Source organism: Paenibacillus sp. WG02 (genome assembly GCF_055396115.1).
On sequence record NZ_AP036016.1, the window covers coordinates 4,809,634 to 4,833,902 of the forward strand.

24 protein-coding genes and 1 pseudogene are annotated in these 24,269 nt (G+C 45.3%); 8 read left to right on the top strand and 17 right to left on the bottom strand.

The annotated features are described in order from the left end of the window. Positions 1–69: 69 nt before the first annotated feature. Positions 70–1,125, bottom strand: a complete 1,056-nt coding sequence (locus ACBP55_RS21865; RefSeq protein ID WP_464644931.1) for a YheC/YheD family endospore coat-associated protein — start codon at positions 1,123–1,125, stop codon at positions 70–72. 166 nt (positions 1,126–1,291) lie between these two features. On the opposite strand from ACBP55_RS21865, the gene ACBP55_RS21870 reads away from it, so the two are divergent. Then, entirely contained in the window at positions 1,292–2,392 is a 1,101-nt protein-coding gene (locus ACBP55_RS21870) for a WD40/YVTN/BNR-like repeat-containing protein (protein WP_029194237.1), read from the top strand. A gap of 1 nt (position 2,393) precedes the next feature. Continuing rightward, positions 2,394–2,669 carry a MoaD/ThiS family protein gene (locus ACBP55_RS21875; protein ID WP_051253244.1) on the top strand — a complete coding sequence of 92 codons (276 nt, stop codon included), beginning with the start codon at positions 2,394–2,396 and terminating at the stop codon, positions 2,667–2,669. Between the two features lie 24 nt (positions 2,670–2,693). Here ACBP55_RS21875 and ACBP55_RS21880 read toward each other — a convergent pair whose 3' ends face one another. Together ACBP55_RS21880 and ACBP55_RS21885 are read right to left on the bottom strand one after the other, a co-directional pair. Further along, positions 2,694–3,191 carry a metallophosphoesterase family protein gene (locus ACBP55_RS21880; RefSeq protein ID WP_464644933.1) on the bottom strand — a complete coding sequence of 166 codons (498 nt, stop codon included), beginning with the start codon at positions 3,189–3,191 and terminating at the stop codon, positions 2,694–2,696. A 42-nt stretch (positions 3,192–3,233) separates the two neighbouring features. Further along, positions 3,234–3,560: a DUF1904 family protein gene (locus ACBP55_RS21885; RefSeq protein WP_464644934.1), complete on the bottom strand. Its 327-nt coding sequence runs from the start codon at positions 3,558–3,560 to the stop codon at positions 3,234–3,236. A 204-nt stretch (positions 3,561–3,764) separates the two neighbouring features. On the opposite strand from ACBP55_RS21885, the pseudogene ACBP55_RS21890 reads away from it, so the two are divergent. After that, positions 3,765–5,025 (top strand): annotated as a pseudogene (locus tag ACBP55_RS21890) (AAA family ATPase). A gap of 12 nt (positions 5,026–5,037) precedes the next feature. Continuing rightward, complete coding sequence (locus ACBP55_RS21895; protein WP_464644935.1) at positions 5,038–6,747, top strand: vWA domain-containing protein; 1,710 nt, start codon at positions 5,038–5,040, stop codon at positions 6,745–6,747. A gap of 693 nt (positions 6,748–7,440) precedes the next feature. On the opposite strand, the gene ACBP55_RS21900 is transcribed toward ACBP55_RS21895, so the two are convergent. The 4 genes from ACBP55_RS21900 to ACBP55_RS21915 all read right to left on the bottom strand — a co-directional run bounded on the left by ACBP55_RS21900 (position 7,441) and on the right by ACBP55_RS21915 (position 9,835). Then, complete coding sequence (locus ACBP55_RS21900; protein ID WP_464644936.1) at positions 7,441–7,977, bottom strand: MOSC domain-containing protein; 537 nt, start codon at positions 7,975–7,977, stop codon at positions 7,441–7,443. Positions 7,978–8,022: 45 nt separating this feature from the next. Beyond that, on the bottom strand, positions 8,023–8,712 hold the full coding sequence (locus ACBP55_RS21905) for a PIG-L deacetylase family protein (RefSeq protein ID WP_464644937.1): 690 nt from the start codon (positions 8,710–8,712) through the stop codon (positions 8,023–8,025). A 19-nt stretch (positions 8,713–8,731) separates the two neighbouring features. Next, positions 8,732–9,097, bottom strand: a complete 366-nt coding sequence (locus tag ACBP55_RS21910; RefSeq protein WP_464644938.1) for a His/Gly/Thr/Pro-type tRNA ligase C-terminal domain-containing protein — start codon at positions 9,095–9,097, stop codon at positions 8,732–8,734. Positions 9,098–9,355: 258 nt separating this feature from the next. Continuing rightward, positions 9,356–9,835: a glutathione peroxidase gene (locus tag ACBP55_RS21915; RefSeq protein ID WP_464644939.1), complete on the bottom strand. Its 480-nt coding sequence runs from the start codon at positions 9,833–9,835 to the stop codon at positions 9,356–9,358. A 174-nt stretch (positions 9,836–10,009) separates the two neighbouring features. Between ACBP55_RS21915 and ACBP55_RS21920 the strand changes: the two genes are divergently transcribed. Beyond that, positions 10,010–12,172, top strand: a complete 2,163-nt coding sequence (locus tag ACBP55_RS21920) for a HelD family protein (RefSeq protein WP_464644940.1) — start codon at positions 10,010–10,012, stop codon at positions 12,170–12,172. A 190-nt stretch (positions 12,173–12,362) separates the two neighbouring features. Here ACBP55_RS21920 and ACBP55_RS21925 read toward each other — a convergent pair whose 3' ends face one another. From ACBP55_RS21925 to ACBP55_RS21935, 3 genes are all read right to left on the bottom strand, one after another. Then, a complete protein-coding gene (locus ACBP55_RS21925) occupies positions 12,363–13,205 on the bottom strand; it encodes a DegV family protein (RefSeq protein WP_464644941.1) in 843 nt (280 codons plus the stop codon). A gap of 16 nt (positions 13,206–13,221) precedes the next feature. Beyond that, complete coding sequence (locus ACBP55_RS21930) at positions 13,222–14,070, bottom strand: DegV family protein (RefSeq protein ID WP_464644943.1); 849 nt, start codon at positions 14,068–14,070, stop codon at positions 13,222–13,224. Between the two features lie 66 nt (positions 14,071–14,136). Next, positions 14,137–14,907: an SDR family NAD(P)-dependent oxidoreductase gene (locus tag ACBP55_RS21935; protein WP_464644945.1), complete on the bottom strand. Its 771-nt coding sequence runs from the start codon at positions 14,905–14,907 to the stop codon at positions 14,137–14,139. A gap of 61 nt (positions 14,908–14,968) precedes the next feature. Here ACBP55_RS21935 and trhA point away from each other — a divergent pair, with 61 nt between their 5' ends. Further along, positions 14,969–15,601, top strand: coding sequence for a PAQR family membrane homeostasis protein TrhA (gene trhA / locus ACBP55_RS21940; protein WP_464644947.1), 633 nt, complete (start codon positions 14,969–14,971; stop codon positions 15,599–15,601). 1 nt (position 15,602) lies between these two features. Here trhA and ACBP55_RS21945 read toward each other — a convergent pair whose 3' ends face one another. Beyond that, positions 15,603–16,256: a GDSL-type esterase/lipase family protein gene (locus tag ACBP55_RS21945; protein ID WP_464644949.1), complete on the bottom strand. Its 654-nt coding sequence runs from the start codon at positions 16,254–16,256 to the stop codon at positions 15,603–15,605. 91 nt (positions 16,257–16,347) lie between these two features. Further along, positions 16,348–16,632: a hypothetical protein gene (locus ACBP55_RS21950; protein ID WP_029194253.1), complete on the bottom strand. Its 285-nt coding sequence runs from the start codon at positions 16,630–16,632 to the stop codon at positions 16,348–16,350. A gap of 164 nt (positions 16,633–16,796) precedes the next feature. Between ACBP55_RS21950 and ACBP55_RS21955 the strand changes: the two genes are divergently transcribed. Then, on the top strand, positions 16,797–17,963 hold the full coding sequence (locus ACBP55_RS21955; RefSeq protein WP_464644951.1) for a M20 family metallopeptidase: 1,167 nt from the start codon (positions 16,797–16,799) through the stop codon (positions 17,961–17,963). Positions 17,964–18,136: 173 nt separating this feature from the next. Here ACBP55_RS21955 and ACBP55_RS21960 read toward each other — a convergent pair whose 3' ends face one another. The 3 genes from ACBP55_RS21960 to ytxJ all read right to left on the bottom strand — a co-directional run bounded on the left by ACBP55_RS21960 (position 18,137) and on the right by ytxJ (position 20,929). Continuing rightward, a complete protein-coding gene (locus ACBP55_RS21960) occupies positions 18,137–19,432 on the bottom strand; it encodes an MFS transporter (protein WP_464644952.1) in 1,296 nt (431 codons plus the stop codon). A 72-nt stretch (positions 19,433–19,504) separates the two neighbouring features. Then, positions 19,505–20,386, bottom strand: coding sequence for a DMT family transporter (locus ACBP55_RS21965; RefSeq protein WP_464644953.1), 882 nt, complete (start codon positions 20,384–20,386; stop codon positions 19,505–19,507). Positions 20,387–20,587: 201 nt separating this feature from the next. Continuing rightward, entirely contained in the window at positions 20,588–20,929 is a 342-nt protein-coding gene (gene ytxJ, locus ACBP55_RS21970; protein WP_029194256.1) for a bacillithiol system redox-active protein YtxJ, read from the bottom strand. A 141-nt stretch (positions 20,930–21,070) separates the two neighbouring features. Between ytxJ and ACBP55_RS21975 the strand changes: the two genes are divergently transcribed. After that, positions 21,071–21,940 (top strand): metallophosphoesterase, encoded by an 870-nt coding sequence (locus ACBP55_RS21975; protein WP_464644956.1) that lies wholly within the window; start codon positions 21,071–21,073, stop codon positions 21,938–21,940. Between the two features lie 32 nt (positions 21,941–21,972). On the opposite strand, the gene ACBP55_RS21980 is transcribed toward ACBP55_RS21975, so the two are convergent. Then, positions 21,973–23,571: a PucR family transcriptional regulator gene (locus tag ACBP55_RS21980; RefSeq protein WP_464644958.1), complete on the bottom strand. Its 1,599-nt coding sequence runs from the start codon at positions 23,569–23,571 to the stop codon at positions 21,973–21,975. A gap of 221 nt (positions 23,572–23,792) precedes the next feature. Further along, complete coding sequence (locus tag ACBP55_RS21985) at positions 23,793–24,209, bottom strand: PaaI family thioesterase (protein WP_464644960.1); 417 nt, start codon at positions 24,207–24,209, stop codon at positions 23,793–23,795. Positions 24,210–24,269 lie beyond the last annotated feature (60 nt).

Consider the following 24,269-nt stretch of genomic DNA (forward strand, 5'->3'; position numbering starts at 1 on the left):
CTTAGTTTGAAAAACAGGATGTATTCTTATTCAAAAGCCCCAGAAGACTGGGGCAAATTAATCATACCATTACATTAATTGATTCAATAGAAACTTTGCATATCGCATGGGTGTTTCATAAGTACGATAATAAGTCGTGTCTAAGCCTGCTTTTTTAAAGGTGTAGCGCTGATCTCTGCCGTTTACTTCGATCAATTTAATCTCGCCATCCTCATCAACGCCTACATCTAATCCAATGTCAGCCATATTAGGCAATTTTAAACCAATATATTGGGAAATGGCCAGAGATACTTGTTGTAACTCTTGCTTCATTTGGACAGAATCAAAACTGCTGGATTCAAAAAGCTGCTCACAACGTTTAACTTTCCCTCCCTTTGCCACATTAGTCACATGACGGCCTGAAGCAGCAACCTTCCCAATCATTCCGGTAACTTGCCATTGCCCGCTGCCTCCGCGCTGCACCGATATACGTAAATCATAAGGCCTTTCATTGAAAGTTGCTAATTGAATTGCTTCCTGAATCATGTAGTTTTGTTTACCCACTTTCTTCGCAATGAATGAAATCACTTGCTTCTTGGAAGCTAGCCTGGGTTTGCCTTTCATCCAGTACAGATGCCAATCCCCACTATCCTGCTTGGTTATTTTAATAATCCCGTCTCCCACACTGCTGTTTGTTGGCTTAATGAAAAGTGAATCGTACTTCTTCATGAAGCCTTCTAATTTTTCACGCGAATATTTAATAGAATCAGGGAGATACTTACGCAGCGATTGATTCGTATATAAAAGTTGATGTATACGTTGTTTGTCATAGCGATTTCGCCTGTTGAAAACAAAGCTCGATTGGGCAAGCTCTTTTAATTTTTTTCTTAAGTAAGGAGTTAAGCTAATGGCTCGGTTATGTGTCACACGTGGAATAGAACGCCTAACCAGCCTGTACGCATTATTTTCATAGTAATAGCCCACAGCAGAATTACCTTTTATTCGTTGTAAACACATATAAAAAGGCCTTAATCCATGCATCTTTCCTGCCTTGTTATACAGGGCTAAGCATTCATTTCCTGTTTTTCCTCTTGCAATACCCAAATAAGTTTCTAAGTCCAAAAGGACACCTACCGTAGTACGCATCGAATCACCGCCATTCGAATAATAGACCTATGATACTGTATGTCCCTCTTACTCTTGCAAACACGGTGTACACCTAAGCAAACGTAGGAAATGGCACCATTTTGGAGAAGGAATTATTTGCCATCTGTCGAATTTATCCTAGTAGTTCGATTAAAGGAGGGCACGTATGTCAAAGCGCGTTCAACTGCTCGTAGGCACCAATAAAGGCATTTTCATTTATTCCTCAACGACTGAGAGACGGAACTGGTCCATTCAAGGACCTTTTTTACCTGGATGGGAAGCTTATAGTGTTCTTGGAGATACACGATCAGCTAATAAGTTGTATGCAGGAACCTCGCATGCTGCTTATGGGGCGACCATACGTGTATCTAGCAATGGCGGAGAAACGTGGGAGCAAATTGCAGATAGTCCAAGGTACTCCGAGGAAAGCGGCTTCTCACTAAACCGTATTTGGCAGCTGGTGCCTGGTTTAGCGTCTCAGCCCGAAACTCTTTTTGCGGGTGTCGAAGAAGCGGGATTATTCGTTAGCCGAGACAGCGGTCAATCGTGGCAAGAGTTAGATGGTTTAACGAAGCACCCGACACGTCCGGAATGGTTTCCAGGAGCAGGCGGTATGTGCTTGCACACCATCCTTATTGATCCAAGAAATTCGCAGCGCATGTGGATCGGAATATCCGCGGTTGGTGTTTTCCGTACACTTGACGGGGGGATTAGCTGGAAGCCTTGTAACAACGGATTGAACCGAATACCAACAGGTCAACCGGACGAGCGTGTCGGATTCTGTGTGCACAAGATGGTGCTCGACCCGGAAAACTCCGATATTCTCTATATGCAGGAGCATAGCGGGGTGTTCAAATCCATGGATGGCGGTGACAGCTGGCTTCCTATCGAGGAGGGCCTTACACTTCGTGACGGGGATGCCCCGTTTGGTTTCCCGATTGCGATTTCAGCAACAGGCGATTTATTTCTTATCCCGCTGGAAAGCAGTGAACAACGCTCAATGCGTGACGGCAAGTTAATTGTCTACAGAATGGCACGCGGTGAAAACACTTGGAAGCCCATTGGGGATGTGCTCCCAGATGAAGAACGTCATGTCAGCGTACTGCGAGACGCGATGGCAGTGGACGCGCTCGAGCCTTATGGGATTTATTTTGGAACAACCTCAGGTGAAATTTACTGTTCACTGGATCGTGGAGAAAGCTGGGAACGTCTGCCTGGACAATTATCACGAATCCTTACTGTGAAGCCAATGATTTTGGAGGATTAGCATGCTTATTACCGTCAGCGTCCCTTCTTTGCTGCGTGATTGCACAGGAGGAAACGTCAAATTTCAATTGGATGCGCTTACGTTGCAGGAAGCACTCAATCAACTTATATCGAGCTATCCCCTGCTGCGTGTTCATCTATGGACCGAAACCGGGCAAGTCCGCAAGCATGTCCTGCTTTATTACAATGACACGAATATCGCTTGGCTGGAAGACTTAGAAATCACGCTGCAGCCAGGCGATCAGCTTATCGTTTTCCAAGCCGTGTCCGGCGGGTAAGCAGGATTACGGCAATATCAGTGGTTAAGCCTTACTGTCATAATAGAAATGCCTCGCATGAATGCTATCACCGAGCTCGATAATGCCGTAGGAATATTGCGGCTGTCTTCTTTTATCCGTAGGCGAGCCTGGGTTAAACATGAGAATACCGTTAATCATTTGCTGGTAAGGCACATGGGAATGTCCGAAGATGACGATATCCGGCCGCTCAGTCTGGAACGCCTCTCGGGCTCTTTCCTCTGTCGTTTTGCGAAAGCCATCTCCGTGGATAAGACCAATTCGGTAGCCGCCGACTGTGAGTATTTTCCTCAGACCGAATCGTTCAACGATCTCTGATCCGTCATTATTGCCTGCCACTGCTTCACAGGGTGCGATTTGTTCCACGAATTCAACAACGTGCTCGCTCACCCAATCTCCCGCGTGAATGATCAGATCAACACCTTGTAAACCTGTAATTAACGCATCAGGCAGTTTCTGCACCCGAGGCGATAAATGAGTATCCGAAATCACACCAATCCGCATAGGGACCACTCCTTCATTAAATCAGTTAGGCATAGGATTCGTTCAAATTAACTTCCCATTCCAATAATAACTGTCCTCCCGGTATACGCGAAAGGCGATCTCCACCTCAGGAATGCCAAGCGAAAGAACGTGTTTGGTCAGGACTCCAGCATATTCATCACGTGTTTCTTGCCCTCTCTCGAACCATCCTACTTCTATAAAAGGATAAGTATTGACTTCCTTCCCTTCAAATATGGAAACTGTGGGAAGACATTCCAGCATAAAGTTGTCAGTTCCAGACGAGCATACTTGAGCTAGTTCTTCAATTAACGCTGTACTAATGGATTGAATTTGAGGAACACTAATTCCTCTAACGATCATATGGGGCATAGGAAGCGCTCCTTTTTATTTTCTTGAAAGACTGAAAGCTGCCTGCGCAGCGTTTATGTCACTTAGACACTACAGCTTATATTGTAGCATATTCGATGTTTGACGGGCAGTTTGATACAATGTAAACATACGAGCTTTGATTACGCCAAGGGGGACAACAATGTGAAAGAACCCATCGTCATACAGAACAAATTAAGAGAAGCTATGGGTCATCTCGAAAAACGGTTCATGGAACGGGAAGAGCTCATCCGTGTCTTGCTGCTCGCTATCATGAGCGGGGAACATGTCTTACTGGTCGGACCTCCCGGTTCAGCGAAATCTCAATTAGCACGCGCTGCTGCCGAATTATTCGGTAACGAGCCTTATTATGATTATCTATTAACCCGCTTCACAACACCGGACGAATTATTTGGGCCTGTTTCCTTACAAAAGCTAAAAAACGATGAGTATGTAAGGCTCACAGACGGCTACTTACCAAGTGCTCGCTTCGCCTTCCTAGATGAAATATTCAAAGCGAACAGCGCCATACTGAATGCCCTTCTATCTGTCTTGAATGAACGTGTTTTCTTCAATGGACGGCAGAAGCAGCAGTCTCCCCTTTTATTCCTAATGGCAGCATCGAATGAATTACCCGAAGATAATGAACAATTAGCTGCGCTGTACGACCGTTTCTTGTTCCGATTTGAAGTCGAATATGTCAAGCAAATTTCCAGCTTTGAACTCATGTTCCAGGCACCAAACACACCTCTGCCTACCCTCTTGTCAACGGAATTGGTGAAACAGTTGAAATCACAAGCAGCCGAAGTTCAATTGCCCGATGCGCTGGTTTACATGCTTTTTCAATTGAAGACAGCTCTTGAAGAGAAAGAATATGTGCTTTCGGATCGCCGATACCACAAGATTGGACATTCGTGGAAGATTTCAGCAGCTATCCATGGGCGCAGCGCTGTCAATGTGTGGGATACCGTATTAACCCCGCATATGCTGTGGGATTTTCCTGAAGATTTGGTAGAGCTTAAAGCTATCTTCGACACCTTATTTCAGGACATGCTCAAACGAGAAATGGAACAAGAACTCCCGCTGCTTCAATATAACTTGACGGTTAAGAAATGGTTGGAGAAAGAAGATGAACTACATGCTTTTCAATTTAAAAAAGAAATCGGCGGCGCTTTAAATAAGGATTCAGACTGATCGAATGAAAGTTACCTTGGAAGATTGTCGTACGGAGCTGGAAGAAACAGCAAGAAGCTTGCGCGGCAGACTTGTCTCCTGGCAGGAGAAAGAAAAGAAACTGCCGGAATGGATTGCTTCTCAATCCATCTTTCTGCAGCACCCTGAGCAGTATGCCGTTAAATTCACGCACTTGCGCATTCAGGGCGAACGTATTTTACAATCCATCCAAGGCTTATATCGCACATTGTTTGATCGGGAAATCCCAGGAATCGTATACGACTATACCTTATAAGAGGATACTTACATGATCATACACTGCACTCGGGTTGACAGGTATGTGTTCGAGGGCTACGTACACTCATCACGCGTCGCCCAAGAATGGATGCGCGAGGCCGTAAGGCAAGCCCCTTGGTTTACGCTTGAGCTTTTTGCTGATTTCTTTATGTGCTTCTATATAACGAAGCCTGAAGTGGACGGTACCGTTGAGGAAACTCCCTTTCACCGCTGGATGGTCTTAACACTGCGTAAGCAGTACTTCTATGTGTCCATTCATCCTCGAACTATCGGGCAAGTGAATGCCTCTTTCAAAACAGCGCTTAAAGCGCTGATGTGGCTTACCGAATCTTATGAAAAGGAAGTCAAACGCAGACAGAAGGAACAGAAAATAAGCGGCTTCGGCTTCGAGAAGAAGCAGCAGATGAGCGGACAAGAGGAAATGAGCGTCAGTGAACGACTCTCCGAGAAGCAGATCGAGAAGCTGCGGCTCGTTGGCTATACGCTGCAGCAAGGGAAGCGCGCCGTAGAAGACAAGCAGGAAGCTGTTGATTCGCGGCCGCTCGTCGCGGAGGAGATACGTGCGCTGAAACATCGCATCGCAGAGCTGCAAAGCGAGATGCGCACCGAGTTCATGAAGCGCGACAAGCTCAAGGCAAAGCTGCGCAAGGCGGAAGAGGAACTCGAGCGCCGCGAGCGGCAGCTGGACCGCATGAGCGCGCGCGACCTCGCGGCCATGCGGGAGATCGAGGCCAAGCTAGGCGACTGGCTCGGACAAGCTTTGAAAGAGACGCTGTCCCTCGAAGAGACGGACAGCTTCAATGTGCACGAGCTCGTGCAAGCGAGTCAGCGGCTTGCCAACCGGCGCTGGGGCAGCGAGCTGGGGAAATTGCGGCGGCAAACGTTCGAGCACTACGTGCAGTGGATTGAGAAGCTGAAGCGCAGCAAGGATCTGGTGTCTTTCCTGCAGGAGGTGGGCCGGAACATCCATCACCTTCGTGAGCAGCGTAAGAAGCTGCGCTCGCCTTATGTCCCGGAAGCCTACGATGATTTACGCCAGTCAGGCGACATCGCGCATCTGCTTCCGAGCGAGGCCAGCTTGCTCGCTGACGAAGATTTTGAGCCTTATTTTCTCGTCAAATGGATGGAAAATAAGCTTATGACCTACAACTACACCGGCTCGATTGAAGAGCCGCAGAAAGGTCCTGTTATCTGCATGCTCGATACCTCCCACTCCATGCGAGGCAGCAAGCTGCGGCTTGCGCAGCTGTTTACGGCAACTTTCGCCTCTTTCTCACTCTTAGAGCGGCGGGACTTCGTCCTGCTCCTGTTCGGGGCGAAGGGCGAGCTCATCGAGCATGTGTTATCGTATAAGCGGCCGGATTGGGACCGCTTCTATGGGCTGGCTCAGCTCGCATTCGGCGGCGGCACGAACTTCGACGCGCCGCTAAGCAGAGCCATGGACATCGTACAACACGAGCGGCAGTTTCACGATGCCGACTTCGTGATGGTGACCGATGGTGTCGGCCAAATTTCCAAAGCGACCTTGCAGAAGCTTAGCGCTCTTGGTCAGAAGAAACAGCTGCGGCTGCATTCGCTCATAATCGGCTCAGCCCGCCAACATCTCGTACAGAAGTACGAAATTGTCGGCGTTTCTCACCAAGTCAGATTCGCTACAGCCTGGGATGTTCAAGATCCTGTGAAGGATGAACTTCTGCTGGATGTTTTTGCTAAGCGGTAGTGACTGCTTTCAAAATAGTGTAAAAAGCCTTCAATCCCACTTGGGAACCGAAGGCTTTTTCTTATTTGTTTCCGTTACTTCGTCTCGAACCAGTAAAAGTGCACCTAGAATAAGAAGCCCGGCGAGAAGATCTAGGTGCGGATTTTCAATCCCCCCTACCCTGAAGCTTCATGAGCGGAACGTCAATCACTTATTTCCCTTCGGATGCCACCTATCGCTACTTTTACTAAGCAGCCAAATAATCCCACATAAAAAAGACCGTTTAGAGCCATTAACGCCAAATGAACTGGAGGAATTCCTGTTAGATTTCGCTCCGTATCGAAACAAAATAGAGACTGCTCGCTAGGTTATTAACCTTTTGAGTCAGCCTCTTTTCATTTCCTATGTATTCAAACTCTAATAAGTTCTTTTATCGTTTTTAAAGATACACCCGTTTGGTGATAAACCTCAATAAGTGTGGCACGCGGATGGGCACGAACGAAATCCTTCACTTTGTGTGACTCGTTCAAATGAAGCTGGGAGCAAGATTTACAATGATTTCCAAATTTAGAAATATAAACTTGTCCACATGTTTCACAGTTGCAAAGTGACATCTCTCCACACCTTCCTGATCAATTCTCTATGATAAAGCTCTCTAATATAGATTTCGAGAAGAGACGCACACTTCTGGGGGTACCTTAAAAAATAATTTTGCTAAATTTGAATCTGGACCAAGTCACCTGGTTTTATCTCGCCTGGGCGTTCCACGTAAGCGACAATCCCTCTGCTTTGCTGTGCATGTTTGATAAATTGTTGCGTTAGACTTCTGTCTCCATAATAATTAGCGATCTGTTTACCAGGACCTGCACAAGGCTCGTTCTCACCCTCGCACACGAGTCCGCCGCCACTTGGCAGGATCATTCGGATTCCCATAGGTAGCTTGGTTAATTCAGGAGCACCGCTAACTACAATATTTGCACCCAACCACTCAGGTTTAATAGTTTCCACACCCAGTCTTTGCGCAATACCTTGCAGTTCCTCAAGTGAGACAATACTGAGTTGACGACGATTCATAATCTCTTGGCCTTTCTTATACATCGGCTGCCGCGAGTCCGCCTTGGCGAATAACCCGTAGTGACGATCGCCTTCAATGCCCCCAAAACTTAGTTCAACACCGTCAATTTCTCTCGTTACAAACGTTGAAGCGTCATCCGCGATAAGCACTGCTTCAATTTTTGCTATAATTGCCATGTAGCCGTTCACCTGCCTTGTCCCCTATTAAACCACTTTACGACCTTATTCTTCCAGTACGTTCGTCAGGTCCTGCTCTGGCCACATCGTACCATCCTGCCAGCCTAGCACAAAAGCTTCCCATCGACGATCTTCCGGAAAAACATCAAGGTCACCGAAGTATTTGGCAATAGCCACATGCTGAGTTGCATGAGCCCGCAAGGCTGCTGCCTTTATCGGCCAACCAGCCTCTGTATCTAGTTCTATCGAAGGCTTGTGTCCTTTAGCTCGTAATGAAGCAGCTGCTGCATAATATAACTTACGTACACTCGGACATTTCCCGCTCATTACTGCCGCCGTTGTCGCCTTGGAGATGGTGATATGATCAGGGTGACCATTGCCCCCATCCTCCGGAAATGTGAAGAGAACCTCGACCTCATACCGCTGAATAAAAGCGATAACACCTTCAACTAGAGCATTGAAGTCAATCTCCGCGAGCTGACCATCCGGATGGCCCAAGTGCTCCACGTGAGATAAGCCCAGCACTTTGGCGGCTTCATCCATCTCTTTCTCTCGCAGTTTAGCCAGTTCTGATCGATCAGTTGCCCGCTCTAAACCTTGCCTTCCCGCATCACCTCGTGTCGCCAACAACAAAACGGGATTTTCTCCTTGATCGGCAAACTTGCGAATAATGCACGCACTAAGAAACGTCTCATCATCTGGATGTGCATAAATAAATCCATATTGGTGCTTCATCTTTTCACTCCATTCTTTATTATGTAAAAGGTGCTGGCGGATATATCTTTTCGATGCAAAAGATGGCTTGATCCATCGGCATCACTTTCTCATGCAGATCTAGCATATCCATTAACTTCACTAGGTCTGTCGAACTATCTTCCGAGCTAATACAGATGATAAAACGAATTCCAAGCTTTTTAGCAATCGTTAGCTGCTCACCCACATCCAACTTCTCATCAACCATCTTTAAGCCTATACCAGCTAGTTTCAGCTCATTTGTCATTCGACATGCAGCTTCAGAAGCTTTAGGGTCAAGAAGGATGACCATAGCTTGTTCTTCTAGCTGCTTTCCATACGAATCATCTGAACTCCAACCTACATTTGTTCCTTCCACGTATCGCATACCATCCACCCTTCCCATTCTTTACGAGATAAAAAAACGCGCCGGACCTATGGTCCTGCGCGAATTGCTATCCCGCAGGGAGGCCAACGCGAAATGCGTTAGCCCACCCTGATATGTACAGGTGTGTGCTAACGCCTATAAAAATAATGAATTTGTACGAACCAAGCTGTATTTTTCATATGATTCGTCTCCTTCAACTTCATGATTATTATGATTATAGCGAGTCGCTGTTGTAGTTGCAACAGCTTTTTTATTGTTCTATGCTAAAATGGCTTCGATATCCGGAGCGATCGTCTCTGGATCCGTACTAGCACTGTACTGTTTAACAACAATACCGCTTGCATCAACCAGGAATTTCACGAAATTCCATTCGATTTCTCCTGTACGATACGGTTCAGGTGTATGGTTTAACAAATAAGTATATAGCGGATGAGCATGTTCACCCTTCACATCAATTTTATCAAATAACGGGAATGTTACTTTGTAATTGATCTCGCAGAAGCTTTGGATTTCTTCATTCGTGCCAGGTTCTTGACCGCCAAACTGATTACAAGGAAATCCTAGAACAACCAATCCTTGACCTTGATACTGCTCATATAAGCTTTGGAGTCCTTTATAATGCGGTGTAAGCCCACATGCACTTGCTGTATTGACAATGAGCAGTACTTTTCCTTTATATTCGGAAAGTGACTTCATTTCGCCTGAGATCGTTTGAACCTCCAAATTGTAGATGGACATAGCTCCACACTCCTTCAAATTATAATAAGTTCCCGTCCATTATAACATTCTTTGCCAATGAGCCCAAATCACAAGCTTGACAGTTTAGCTTCCCATATACTGACAGGTGTGATATATTGTTTACCTGTTTATTTCATACAATAGACAACATCTGATCTTAGGAGGTAACTGATCTTGGACACAAAGACTCAAAGTGCCTATCAAGAAGAATTACAACAACTTGAACGAACGAATGCGGAAATTGACAAACAGCTTGAGCGGCTTAGGTCGACTCCTGTTTATTACGGTCCGGATTTAACAGAACAAGCGTTGGAGGCTGCACGCGAGAATGGCCGACACAATTTAGCTAAAGCCGTTGATGAGCCGTATTTCGGCCGCCTAGACTTCCAAGAGACTGGATCGGCTTCCGCCCTTCCCCTTTATATTGGCAAATCAGGCGTCGAGGACGAGCGAACAGGCCAATTGCTTGTCATTGACTGGCGGGCACCCGTCGCTAGCCTTTTCTATTCCTTCACGGGTGGACTGGAAGCTGCTTCTTATGACTCACCAGACGGCCTTATCGATGGCCTCGTTTATCTCAAGCGCAACCTTGTCGTTCGTAAACAAATTCTTCAGCGTGTCGTTGATACTTATGACCGCAATGAAGACTCACTGGCCGTTGGCGATGAATTCTTACTTTACCGACTTGGCGAAAATAAGGATAATAAGCTGCGCGACATTGTATCTACCATCCAAGCCGAGCAAGATCGCATTATCCGCGCAGCGAAGAATACAGCTCTGATTATCCAAGGGGTCGCAGGAAGCGGTAAAACGACTGTCGCCCTGCATCGACTTGCTTTCTTACTCTATCAATACCGTGAGCAGGTTCGTGCAGAACGGATGATCATTTTTGCACCGAACTCAATGTTCCTTGACTACATCTCCGGTGTACTGCCTGAACTTGGTGTCGGAAATATCCAGCAAAGCACTTTCACAGATTGGGCACTTGATGTTCTCGACCAAGAAGTGAAGCTAGCGGATCAGGCACTCGTTCTTCAAACTTGGTTCTCACTTGGCAGCAAAAGACCGCCTGTCGATGATCAAGCTCCAGGACGTTTTAAAGGGTCCATTGCTTTTAAACAATACCTGGATGACTGTCTCACAAGGTTCGAGGAGTCTTATGTACCAACCTCAGATTTCATCCCGTGGGAAGGCGTCAAGCTCCCGATTGCTTCCATTCGCGAATGGTTCTTCGTAGAGAATAAGCACTATCCGCTTGTCAAAAGGCGCGAGCGTGTCATTGCTCGGATCAAACGCTGGATGGAAATTCAGCTCGACAAGATTTGGGAGCAAAGTCGGAAGAAAGAGCTGAAAAAGAAAGCTGCTCAGCGCCTGCGCACGTATCTGACAGGATGGCCTGATCACTCGGCATTCAGCTTCTACAAAATGCTCTTCTCAGACAAAGGTCGTCCGGACAGCTTGCCCATTGACCTACTCAACCAAGTACCAGAACCTATTGTCACTGCTTCGCTGAAGCTTTTCAAGAAAAAAGAAGTGCAGCTTGAGGATCTCGCTCCACTCCTTTATATTCATACACGCCTTTTCGGCATACCTTCTGATCGGTTATTCGACCATGTCGTGATCGATGAAGCACAGGACTTTTCACCTTTCCAGGTGGCTATGCTTGATTCTTACACAAGAAATAGCTCATTCACGATACTAGGCGATTTATCACAAGGAATCCACGCTTATCAAGGCATCACAGACTGGAAGGAATTTTCCAACTTGTTTCAGACAGACGAAACCGGTTATTTCGAACTGGAGCGAAGTTATCGTTCCACGATGGAAATCATCCAGTTTGCCAATCAGGTTCTGAAACGAGGCGTCGAGAATCCGCTCCTTGCCGTTCCTGTGTTCCGCAGCGGCAACAAAGTCCGCGTGCTACAGACGGACATCAAAGGTCGATTGCCGCTGCTGCAGCGTGCCATCGCAGCCTTGAAGCAAGGGAGTTCGAGCACAATCGCTGTTGTTGCTCGTACGGAGAAGCAAGCACAGGAGCTGCATGATGCGTTAACAGATGCTGGCATTGAAACGAATCTCATAACCTCCAAGCAGCGAGTGTATCGCGGTGGCATCTCAGTCCTGCCCGTCTTTTTGACCAAGGGACTTGAATTTGATGCTGTGCTGCTCATGGATGTCACTGCCGGGCATTACGAAGCCACTTTTATGGATGCCAAGCTTCTGTATGTAGGCTGCACGCGCGCGCTTCATGAATTATGGTTGATGGCTCCAGGTGAGCTGTCTCCACTGGTCTCAACGGAAGATACAGAGATTGTGGAAACCCATTTTCCCGGTTAGCTTCTAGTTGAGTTGTAGTTTGTACAACTTATGAAACTAATGCCATAGTGCCCCGTGAGGGGCATGGTCGGCTAAAAGCGAACTAAATCCATAGCTTCCAAAAACGTATAAAGACACCTGTTCACCGATCATAAGAATCGAGTAAATAGGTGTCTTTAGTCACGTCTTTTGTCATATCTCTGCTCACATGTTAGTAAGCGATTAGCACGCCGCCTTCACCAGCATAGGTACCAATAACCGTGCCCATGTTAGAGAACAGCACCTTGCGGAACGGATATTTATCCAATAGTTGGTTCAAGACTTCACGCGCTCTATCCTCACAATTACAATGTGCGATGGCAATTACATCTTTATCGAAATCGTGGTGAGTTTCCCCTATTTTGGTGATTAATCGTTTCAAAGCTTGCTGGGTGCCGCGGATTTTCTCTATCACTTCTACGGCACCTTCTTCACTGGCTTTCATCAGAAGCTTAATATTCAAAACAGAGGCAACAGCTCCCCGAACGCGGTCGAGCCTTCCACCTTTGATTACATTTTCAAGTGTGTCTAAAAAGAAGAAAGTACCGGAAGTCTTTACAGCCTTCTCTATCACTTCTACAATTTGTTCAAATGGAACATTCGCTTCCGCCATTTTGGCTGCCTTATAGACGAGAACGCCAAGTCCTAGTGAGGTTGTTTTCGAATCAATGATCTCGATACGACCTGCAAAACCTTCTTCTAGAAGCATCTCTTTAGCCATGACTGCATGATGGTAGGTACTGCTTAGTGCCGATGAAAGACTGATTACAAGAATATCTTGATCAACCTGGGTCTTCTGATACTCAGCGAGGAATAGCTGCGGAGCCGGACTTGACGTCTTTGGCAGGACGCTCTCCTTTTTCATTCTCGCATAAAAATCAGCAAGCTCCATGTCAGGCGGCATGCATTCCTCTCCAAAATGTACGGATAATGGAACAATGGCAATCCCTATCTCATCTACGATCATTCCGGGAAGGTCGCAACTGCTATCTGTGATAATCTTGATTGTCGTCATGGTGTCCACTCATTTCTTATTTTTTGGCGAAAACAATACCTAGGGTATGCGGTCCGCAGTGACTGGCAACAACGCAGCCCGTTTCAGTGATATAAACATGTTTTACATTCGTTTGTTGCTCGATTTGTTGTTTGATGTAAGCGGCTTCTTCTGCTGCAGAAGAGTGAGTGATAAACAGAATTTCCTTGTCCATATCATCCTTTTGCGCTAATGCATTATCCAGAAACTGATGGAGCGCTTTTTCCCGTTTACCTCTCACCTTATCCGTCGATGTCATAGCCCCGTTAATGACTTTAACGATCGGTCTAATTTTCAACAGACTCCCAATAAAATGTTGAACACTTGAACATCTACCGCCTTTATGCAAATATTCCAAAGTGTCAATGATGAATTCAACTTCTATCCGGGGGATTAAAGGCTCAATTAATGATTTTATTTCCGCGCTGTTCCGGCCATCCTTTGTAGCTTGCGCAGCTTTCAAAACTAGTAGCCCAATCCCAGATGATAGATTTCTAGAATCGATAACAGTAACCCTACCTTCAGGAAAACTCGCTGCGGCAATGGTCGCATTTTGAATCGTAGATGAGAGTTCTGAGGAAAGACCAATAAAGACAATGTCATCCCCACTTTGAATAACAGGTTCAAACGCTCGCTCGAAATCAAGTGGAGATGGAGCCGCTGTCTTTGGCAGCTTACCGGTTTGCTCTACTAATTCATAGAGTCGATCTGGTTTTATCGTAATGCCATCCTTATAGGAATTGTCCTCAAAAAGAACATAAAGCGGGACAACCTCGATTTGAAAGCTTCGATAAAGCTCTTCGCTTAAGTCACTTGTGCTATCTGTAAAAATACGAACCCGGGACATTGCGGTCATACCACCTTATCTATGCTGTCTATCTTTCTATCTAACTTGAACTCGCAACAACACTAATTAGAAGCCGTAAATAGTCATACCGCCATCAACGAACAGGGTCTGACCAGTCACATAATTCGCCGCATCCGAAGCGAAAAATACAGCGGGACCTACCAACTCCTCTAGCTCACCCACGCGTCTTAGAGGTGTTCTCGCAATAATTTCCGCCAGGTAATCTGGATTCGCAAGGATTTTCTCTGTCAAAGGCGTTTTGAAATACCACGGTCCGATACTATTCACATTGATCCCATATTTACCCCATTCAAGTGCCAGCACTTTCGTCATTTGAATCATTGCAGCTTTGGTAGCTGCGTATACAACGCCTGTTCGAAGGGCAACCTGTCCAGCAACAGAAGCGATATTGATAATTCTTCCATATTCCTTTTGCTGCATATGACGAGCTACGATTTGCGAGCACAAGAACGCAGATTTAAGATTCGTCTGCATGATGGTATCCCACTCTTCATCCGTAACAGCCAGCGCTTGACTGCGAATATTCATGCCTGCATTGTTCACTAAAATATCTAGTCGACCTGTCTGTTCAATGATTTGTTGGACAGCTTCCTCGATCTGCTCTCTATTCGTGACATCCACCGAAAATGGATATGCCTTACGCCCTAAGGCTCGAATTTCATGGGCTACTTCTTCAATATCACTTGCTGTACGCGCGAAAAGAGCTACGTCAGCCCCCGCCTCAGCAAGGCCTATAGCTAGCGCTCTGCCAATGCCTCTTCCTGCTCCGGTGACTAAGACAATTTTATTTTGTAATTGAAATGAAGGTAAAAACATCTGATCATCGTCCAATCTATTAGGTAGTAGAATATGTTAAGAATGAAAGAAGGGTTTATTTATGGACTATTCCATTCGGGAAGAGAAAGCTAACGCCATAAGCCACGGCATAGGCGTGTTGTTAAGCATCGCAGCGCTTGTCCTGCTTATCGTGCAGGCTTCCTTACATGGCACTGTTTGGCACATTGTCAGCTTCAGCATTTTTGGCGCAGCATTAGTCATACTTTATACCTGTTCCACGCTGCTTCACAGTGTGAGCCATCCGCGTTTGAAGGATGTATTCGAGCTTCTCGATCATTCAGCCATTTATTTGTTAATTGCAGGCAGCTATACCCCTTATTTACTTGTCACCTTGCGTGGGCCTTTAGGTTGGACCTACTTTGGCGTGATTTGGGGCTTAGCGCTTGTCGGAATCGTCTTGAAAATATTCTACGTGAAACGATTCGTCTTGGTTTCAACTCTTTGTTACATACTCATGGGTTGGCTGATTGTTTTTGCCTTTAAGCCATTGTACTTGAACCTTCCGTTAGGCGGAATCGTGTGGTTCGTCGTAGGCGGACTGTTTTATACGTTTGGTTCCATCTTTTATGTATGGCGGCGCATCCCTTATCACCATGCCATATGGCACGTTTTCGTGCTCGCTGGTAGCGCCTGTCATTTCTTCTCTATATTCGGGTATGTGATCCCGGCTTAAATTATTGGATCAATTGCTGGAGCTGTTGGAGAGAAACCGCATTCTCAACTTGTCGAGCCAGTTCTTCATAACCAATTTCATTGGGGTGGATTGCATCCTCTGACAAATAACGGCTGTCTTGCCCTACGAAAGCATCATACACTTGAACCACAAGAATGTGCGGCTGCTCTAATTTGCGCAGAAATAAATTAAAACGCTGTACCCAATAAGCGGCATCCGGCACCTGCGGCAGAGGATTATAGAGCCCGACTAAAACGATCAAGAAAGGCTCCCCAACCCCTTGCCGCAGCGCCTCAATCTCTCCTATCATTTTCTTATAGTTGGATTCATACGTTTGAAGAGCAGATTTTAAGTAAGCAGGATCTCCCTGATAAAAGAAAGGAATTGCCGCCTGGATTAAGTCATTGCCGCCAGCTGTGATTGTGATGAGATTCGCTTCTCTTATATCCCTTTGGAGCTCTGGATCTAACTCAATTGTTTGAAGCAATTGACTAGTTGTAGCACCATTTTTGCCTGCAGGCTTTAAGTGAATAGGAACCTTCAGCAATTGCTCCAACTTTTGCCGATAGATAGATACGAATCCGTGACCTTCCGGAGCTCCAAAACCAACTGTTAGTGAATCTCCAAATGCCAAATAATTGATCGTCTTTTCCACTGCTATCCTCTCCTAAAGCCTGACGTATAATACTATATGCGCCAGCGCCCAGTTTGGGAAGGGGCACTCTCACTAGTACTTTCGTTGTTTTTTATACGTTTACATGATGCTTAATATAATTTTCGATTTGTGCCTTTTCGGAGAATGTAAATTGAAATTCACAATCGCAGCCCTCGTCGTGAAGGACAATTTGAACAATTTCTCCATCGAGATTACAGATAACGAGTATAGAGGGATCGATTAAATCCTCTGGGAATTCCTCGCCATCCTCTTTATGAATGCCTAAAAAAATGTCCCGCCATTGCCCTCTTATTTCTGATTCCGTGAAAGATAATGTAAATCGGTGTTCTTCGTGTTCGGCTCCATATTTCATCATGCGAGAGTCCCCCTAATATTTCGAAAAAAATCTTGTTTGGTAAGATTACGTTTACTAACTCTTTTTTGTTCATTAATTGTAACCCAGTGAGCGGTAAAGTGGTAGTTCGTCTTCCTTTATACTACAATGGAGCTAAGAACCATTCAATAAAGGAGCCTTCCATTATGAAAACAACCATTACACAAACTATTGATAACCATGCGGACCGATTCAAAGCCATTTCCAGCTTTATTGGGGCAAATCCGGAGCTTGGGCATGAAGAATTTCAAGCTTCGGATCGCTTAACGGAAGAATTAGCCTATCATGGCTTCCATGTTGAACGCGGTGTCCTAGATATTGCAACCTCTTTTATCGCTACCTATGATTCTGGCAAAGCAGGACCCGTTGTGGCCTTCTTAGCCGAATATGACGCATTGCCTGAGCTGGGTCACGCTTGCGGTCACCATCTCATCTGCATGATGAGCATTGGCGCAGCCATTGGCCTTAAGTCCGTTATTGATGAAACAGGCGGCAGTATCCGTGTATATGGTACACCTGCCGAGGAAACCAAAGGCGCCAAGGTGCCAATGGCCGCGGCTGGACTATTTAAAGATGTGGATATCGCTCTGATGGCGCACCCGTACTATACATATGAGAAGTCAGGCGAATCGCTTGCTATGGACGCTATCCAGTATGAATTCTTTGGTCGTTCCGCTCATGCAGCTGCACAACCTTATGAAGGCGTCAACGCACTTGATGCTGTGCTTCAACTGTTCAATTCTATTAATGCACTGCGCCAACAAACCAAATCTGATGCACGTATTCACGGCATTATTAGCGAAGGCGGCAAAGCTCCAAATATTATCCCTGACTATGCCGTCGCTCAATTCTATGTCCGTTCAGCATCCCGCACGTATACGAACGAACTCGTCCAGAAAGTACTTCACTGCGCTGAGGGTGCTGCCTTGCAAACCGGGTGTACCTTGAAGACTTCCTTTTACGAGTATTCCTATGATGAGCTTAGAACTAATGAGACGCTATCAACGGTCTTTACCGATCAGTTATTAGCCATGGGCATTGATCCGAAAGAGATCGAAATTGGCAAGGATCACGGTTCCCTTGACCTAGGCAACGTGTCTACGCAATGCCCGACGATTCACCCATTCGTCAAAATTGTAGACGAGAGACACATGCTGCATACCAAGGAATTCCGCGATCTCGCGCTGCAGGAGCCCGCTCTTAATGCTATGATTTTCACAGCAAAGCTGCTGGCTTTCACGGCATATGAAGTACTCACCAACCCAGAGTTGTTAAGTAAAATCAAAGCGGAATTCGCTGCCGAGAAGAAATAACTCCACCCCATACGAAAGACCAGCCGCATGAAACAGAGCTCTTGCTCCGTTAATGCGGCTGTTTCATTTGCTGCTTATTATGATACAAGACATCATTTGTATGCTAAGCTGATGCTGCTTTTGAATGAATCTATTGACCCGGGGATGTGATGTTGCGGAAAGTGCAACTACCTTTACGCCGAAACGTTCGCCGAAGAAGACTGGTGACAAACCTCCGCCTTCACTTTACGCTCCTCTAAATGGGCTAGAATCGCATAGAACATAATCATACCAACGAAGCCGCTTAACGCGATAAGAGATGCCATCATCCACGAGGAAATCAATCCGCCAAGCATGACACCGAAACCTCCTAAAAGCATGGCACCTTTATACACCATTCCAAATAATGCCATATACGAGCTTCTTGCATGATCAGGTGCAATGTTACCAAGATAGGCTTGTTTAATCGGTACATACATGAGTTCTCCAACTGTTGCTATAAACATCGAGATCAGCAGCAGCCAAGGTTGATTGCTATAAGCCAAATAGCTGTAGCCTAATATGTAACAAGTGTACCCGATGAACAGTACTTTGCTATCGGAGAACCTACGCATCATAACCCCCATGAGGACGGAGAGAACAACGACAAGCACCGTATTTTCGGTGCGGATAAAGCCTAACATTTTCAACCCGTCAATATGCCAAGATTGTTCATTCCATGGGAAGAATGGCATATTCACCATCTCTTTTTCCAGCCTTACACCCACGTAATTACCAAGATGAAACTCAACAGATACAAGCAGGAGCGATGCCAAAGTGAAAATCATGAAAGTCTTGTCTCGCAGCACCATCCGATAATTGGCCCACATCGACGGACTTCCTTTCCGGCTGCCTCTACTCTCGCTAGCAACTTGTGGTTGATACACTTCATCAATAAAGAAATAAGTCACGAGCAGTGTGACCAAGCCAATGACGGACAAGCCAATAAACAGTTCGAACAAGTAAGATTTGAATAAGAAAGCACCCGTAAGCCCTGCAATTGCAAAAGATAAATTGTTCATCCAGTACATGATAGCGTACATGAATTTCCGTACATCCGGAGCTGTTACATCGAGCAGCATGGCTTCATTGGCAGGACCATGAATGCCCCAGAACATACTAACAAAGATCATCAGAACAAAAGTCATTCCAGGAGATTCAAGCCAAGGCGAATTGGCCAGCGCCATTCCAACGAAACAGAGCATCCAACCTACTTCAGCAGTGAGCATCAGCTTTTTGCGCCCAATTCGATCTGCATAGTAGCCGCCTACTATCCCCGCGATGACTCCTGCAAGAATACCAAGAATTACGACTAGTCCAGCACTTGTATCGCCTAATTTTCCAGAAAAATAAATTGACATGAAGGGAAGCACCATATTATTGGCGGTTCCGGATAAGAAGGAAAGCCCGATTCTTAATTTGACATTACGATGAAAATCACGAAATCTCACGATATACCTCCGCGTAGGAAAGCTTTTGACAACCGTTTTATTTTACCTTTGTTCAATAAATCACGAAAAAAATTATTGCTTTTCATTACTGCGTAAAAACAAGCCCACGCCAACTAACAGCAAACAACCGGCTAGCAGTTGAATGGTTGTGATCGTTTCTCCAAGCAAGAAGTAAGCTAATAAAGTGGCACCCAGCGGTTCCCCTAAGACGGTCATTGATACGGAAGAAGCCTTCATATATTTAAGCAGCCAATTAAATACATAATGACCAAATACCGTTGGAACAATCGCTAAAAGCAAGAATATCCCCCACTCTTTCGCTGGGTAAGCAGTAAAGGATACCCCTGTGGACACGTTGGTGACAGCAAGTATCAGTCCTGCGAAGAAGAAAACGAAAAAACTATATACAAAGGCTGATATATGTTCTCTCAAGCTTTTACCTAAGAGCATATGCAAGGCTACGGCAATCGTTCCGACCAGTGAGAGTAAATCCCCTTTAAGCGCATTACCGGAAAATTGAAAATCTCCCCATCCGATACAAATGGCACCCACAATAGCAATGAACATAGCAATCAATGCCGCACGACTAGTCCGCTGTCCATAAAGAAGAAACGCTCCGAGCAGCACAAAAATGGGCTCTAACGTTAGAATAGCCGTCGAACTCGCTACTGTCGTAAAATGAAGGGAATCCATCCAAAATAAGAAATGCAAACCAAGCGATATGCCGGATATGGCTGTTCTCAGCCAATCTCTTAGTCGAATTCTAGCAATCTCTTTCCTATAATTCCACAGAAAAGGCAACATCAAGACATTCGTCATGAGCAGCCGGTACATCGCAATGACAGAAGCCGGCGCTTCTGACCACCGAACAAAAATCGCTGAAAATGAAATGGCTATAATGCCGATCAAAAGAAATATGGAGATAGGTATTTTGGTTTTATTCATGGCATTCATGATGTGAAACTCCTTGAGGCTGATATCTGATAGTTGCCAAATAAGTATATAGGAGGAAGAACGGCTTGCCAATCTTTTTTAAACTTTGTTCAATTAATTGTAAAATGTATACAACAATTAAAACGCAAAAAAACCCTTCGTTCACCTATTTTAAAATAGGAAGCAACCAAGGGTCTTCTTCTATTGCTTTGGATTATAGGATTAATCTAAAACAGCTGTGATATGTTTATTTGTAACGGACCAGTGAGATGTATTCCAGATAGATTCTTTATCTTTAAAATAAAGGATTTGCGGTGACGCATGTTTGATTCCTAGATCTTCTGCAATTTGATTCGACACTGGGCGAGATTCGATAACTTTCACTAAGAAATAATCCACATCTGCATTTGGTTTACCGGACAGATATTCCTCATATTCATCAAGTGCGCTTGCACTTACCGGACATGTTGTGCTGTGTTTAAGAACGACAGCTGGTTTCTCAGAGGAGCGATTCAATACCTCCTGCCACTCTTCTACTGTAGTTAACTCTTTCCATGCTGACATATGAACATCTCCCTTCCTATCTAGTTAATAATGATTATAAAGTAAGCTACAATCATATGCAAATCACACAACTCGCAGCCTTCTCTATCTTGCTGGTATAATAAAATTGTAAATATTCCTAGGGAAGAACAGGAGGAACATATGCAATCACCACCCCCGATCTCAAGACGCTCTTTTCTCAAGAAAGGTACTGTGCTTGCAGGCTCTTTCATCGCTTCCGGAGGTTTACTTGGCAGTTATGCTAATTTCTTGGAACCCAAATGGGTCGAGATTACGAGAATAACGCTGTCTTTCGAGCGACTCCCCAATGCCTTCCATGGTATTAAGCTCCTACAATTCAGCGATATCCATATTGGTCATCACTTCGACCTTCTGGATTTAGAACGTGTCGTGAAACTCATTCAGAAAGAAAAAGCGGATATGCTTTGTTTTACCGGCGATTTATTTGACGCAGATATTAGTGAAGATCCAGATTTAACCAGTCAATTACTGGGCCGCCTAGAAGCACCTATAGGAAAATGGGCTGTGCTTGGCAACCATGATAAGTGGATTGGGTACAACTACACCCTCCCGATCCTGCATAATGGAGGCTTTCAATCTCTGGTTAATGCTTTTCAAACGATCACCTATAAAGGACAAATCATTCAGATCGCAGGCGTTGAAGATATGCTGACGGGTAAACCGGATATCGCGAAAACCTTGCGCGGAGCTAATCCCCAAATATTTACGTTACTGCTATCCCATTGTCCCGATTTCGCCGATAAGGCCACTGAAAACGCCATTGATTTACAATTATCAGGCCACACGCATGGCGGTCAGATACGGTTACCAGGAGTTGGGGCTGTCATCACACCACCGCGCGGTAGAAATTATGTCATAGGCCTTAATGAAGTACCCAATTCGAAAATGCTTGTTTATACTAATCGCGGTATTGGAACTACGACGCTCCCCTTTCGCCTGATGTGCAGGCCGGAGATTACCGTATTTACTTTGGAAAAGCGAAAACCCTGAGCGCCTAAAGCGTCTCAGGGTTTTGTATATACCTATCTAACATGTAAAAATTGGCGGAACAAGAAGACAGCCTTCAATTTTAATAGATCGTTTACTTTTTTGAAATCAACCTGTAAGAGATCACTAATCTTCTCCAAGCGGTACGTTACTGTATTCCTATGAATAAATAATTGCTTTGCCGCCTCGCTCACTTGACCATCATTGCGAATGAACACCTCTAAAGTACGAATCATTTCTTGCGAGTACTCGGCATCTTTTTCGAGTAAAGGACGTAGAATTTTGGCACAGTAATCCTCCATCATCGTGGAAGACACGTTCTGGAAGAGATGCGCGAATTCGATGGTTTCGAAGTGAAGCACTCGATCCGTGAGTCCAAGCTTAGATGCCATACGCTGCGTCTCCAAACATTCCATATAGGCTTCCCTTAACGCAGTTGGCTTTAATTTCATCGAGCTTGTATAGAAAGCCATTTCGCCAGCCTCTTCAATGCATCCTGAATCGCTTGCGTATTTGGTCAGAACCTGAGACAGCTCCTCCTCTGGAAACCCGTCTGCCTGATTCGTTGAATAAATCGAGAACATCATATCCTTGAACACAAAATGGTGCCCGCTCAGACTGCTTGATTTCGGATGTGATTCGATATATTGTTTTAGGTTTTTGAGCTTAACTTGGGGCTGTTCCTCCGCCAGTTTTTCCGACTTATTTTTGCTGATCACACATTGATAAGCTCCGGTAAAGATCGATAGCCCTCTAGCTTCCGCTTGTTCAAGGAACTCCTCTAGAGAGGTTCCTTTATCTAAGTATCGTATGAGATTGTTTTGTAAATCCCGCTGTGCGGAAGCTTCTACATGAGATCGGAACGTATAACACATATGGAAGGTGAGGATATCTGCCGCTTGCTGGAACAAGCCTTCCTCCACATTTGCGAGAAGCACCGCATCCGGTATAATCAACAAATGTCCAAGAGGCTCATCGTCTTGTTGATGCAGTCCTACACGATATGCGCGTTCTTTACCTGCGTACACCCAGCCTGATTTCCGTTTCCACGGCCAATTCTGAGAGAGTTGATCGGGACTCCAAGCACTTGTGTTATATAATATTTGTCCTCTAGCTCCAACGACCGCCATAGGATAACCAAGAATATCACTGATCAATTGGAACATGGAAAGCATATTATCCTGTTTCAATCCGAATTGCATCAGCTTCTTCTGTTTCTCAAGAACAGATTGAAGCAGCTGCGTATTGCGGCGGTATTCTGCGTTAAACAGAGCATTCATTTGATCAGAAAATGTAAATTGAAAGGGCATTTCGATAATCGGAAAATGCAGCCGATCTGCTTCATCTGCAACAATCTGCGGCAGCTCCGACCAAAAACGACCCAGCTTGATTCCTAACCCTGCAGCTCCGCGATCATTTAATTTCCGAAGCAGATTAACCGTCTCTTGCGGACTATCCTTCATCGCGAAAGCGGTTGTGAATAGCATCTCACCGGATTTCGTCCAATCCGCAATATCAGGAGCGTCCATCACATTGACTGATTTGACGATGCGGGAATCACCTTGCTTGCCTGCTACTAGCTTCGCTTCCGTTAATGGATATATGGATAATGCCTCACGAATGGTAAGATGCATTGTGCTTCCCCCTTAGTGCCTTTTAACTGATTATAGGATGACCTTGCCATTTCAGTCAATGGATTTGCGTTAACTTATATAACATAAATAACAATTTTATGACTTTTTTATGACTAAACCCACGATTTATGTTATGTTATATAACATGAACAGGAGAATCTGACCTACACGACAAAGAGAGACATGCTTAGCACATGTCCCCCATTTAAATGAATCAAGCCTTAAATCACTCGAAACGTTCCCGTTCCCATCGTCCCTAAATTACCTTCACGGTCAAACACACGACCTTGCGTAGTTATCATCTTACGGGATTGATGAACAAGCTCAGCCGTCACCACCAAGCGGCCTTCATAAAGCGGAGCTACGAAATGAACGTTTAAATTCGTCGTTACCACCTTATCCTCCGGCCTTGCCATCATCACAACAATCCCCATCGCATTGTCCAATAAGGAAGATAATACACCGCCATGTACGATCCCTATCGGGTTCAAGTGATGCGTTTTGGCTTCCAAAGCAATCGTGATGATGTTATCTTGCATACTCACAAATTCACAGCCAAGATAGCCCCAAAACGTAGGCTCCGCTGATGCCGCTAATTGCTGGAGCCTCTTATTTATGCGTTCGTTAGCATCATCCATAGGATTCCCTCCACTCTTCTTGTAAAGGGCTCCCCCTTATTTGTTAAACAGGAAAGAGGT

Bases quoted from the DNA above. Each gene is read 5' to 3' on its own strand.
- ACBP55_RS21865 (WP_464644931.1), bottom strand. From the start codon at position 1,125: ATGCGTACTACGGTAGGTGTCCTTTTGGACTTAGAAACTTATTTGGGT.
- ACBP55_RS21870 (WP_029194237.1), top strand. From the start codon at position 1,292: ATGTCAAAGCGCGTTCAACTGCTCGTAGGCACCAATAAAGGCATTTTC.
- ACBP55_RS21875 (WP_051253244.1), top strand. From the start codon at position 2,394: ATGCTTATTACCGTCAGCGTCCCTTCTTTGCTGCGTGATTGCACAGGA.
- ACBP55_RS21880 (WP_464644933.1), bottom strand. From the start codon at position 3,191: ATGCGGATTGGTGTGATTTCGGATACTCATTTATCGCCTCGGGTGCAG.
- ACBP55_RS21885 (WP_464644934.1), bottom strand. From the start codon at position 3,560: ATGCCCCATATGATCGTTAGAGGAATTAGTGTTCCTCAAATTCAATCC.
- ACBP55_RS21895 (WP_464644935.1), top strand. From the start codon at position 5,038: ATGATCATACACTGCACTCGGGTTGACAGGTATGTGTTCGAGGGCTAC.
- ACBP55_RS21900 (WP_464644936.1), bottom strand. From the start codon at position 7,977: ATGGCAATTATAGCAAAAATTGAAGCAGTGCTTATCGCGGATGACGCT.
- ACBP55_RS21905 (WP_464644937.1), bottom strand. From the start codon at position 8,712: ATGAAGCACCAATATGGATTTATTTATGCACATCCAGATGATGAGACG.
- ACBP55_RS21910 (WP_464644938.1), bottom strand. From the start codon at position 9,097: ATGCGATACGTGGAAGGAACAAATGTAGGTTGGAGTTCAGATGATTCG.
- ACBP55_RS21915 (WP_464644939.1), bottom strand. From the start codon at position 9,835: ATGTCCATCTACAATTTGGAGGTTCAAACGATCTCAGGCGAAATGAAG.
- ACBP55_RS21925 (WP_464644941.1), bottom strand. From the start codon at position 13,205: ATGACGACAATCAAGATTATCACAGATAGCAGTTGCGACCTTCCCGGA.
- ACBP55_RS21930 (WP_464644943.1), bottom strand. From the start codon at position 14,070: ATGTCCCGGGTTCGTATTTTTACAGATAGCACAAGTGACTTAAGCGAA.
- ACBP55_RS21935 (WP_464644945.1), bottom strand. From the start codon at position 14,907: ATGTTTTTACCTTCATTTCAATTACAAAATAAAATTGTCTTAGTCACC.
- trhA (WP_464644947.1), top strand. From the start codon at position 14,969: ATGGACTATTCCATTCGGGAAGAGAAAGCTAACGCCATAAGCCACGGC.
- ACBP55_RS21950 (WP_029194253.1), bottom strand. From the start codon at position 16,632: ATGATGAAATATGGAGCCGAACACGAAGAACACCGATTTACATTATCT.
- ACBP55_RS21955 (WP_464644951.1), top strand. From the start codon at position 16,797: ATGAAAACAACCATTACACAAACTATTGATAACCATGCGGACCGATTC.
- ACBP55_RS21965 (WP_464644953.1), bottom strand. From the start codon at position 20,386: ATGAATGCCATGAATAAAACCAAAATACCTATCTCCATATTTCTTTTG.
- ytxJ (WP_029194256.1), bottom strand. From the start codon at position 20,929: ATGTCAGCATGGAAAGAGTTAACTACAGTAGAAGAGTGGCAGGAGGTA.
- ACBP55_RS21975 (WP_464644956.1), top strand. From the start codon at position 21,071: ATGCAATCACCACCCCCGATCTCAAGACGCTCTTTTCTCAAGAAAGGT.
- ACBP55_RS21980 (WP_464644958.1), bottom strand. From the start codon at position 23,571: ATGCATCTTACCATTCGTGAGGCATTATCCATATATCCATTAACGGAA.
- ACBP55_RS21985 (WP_464644960.1), bottom strand. From the start codon at position 24,209: ATGGATGATGCTAACGAACGCATAAATAAGAGGCTCCAGCAATTAGCG.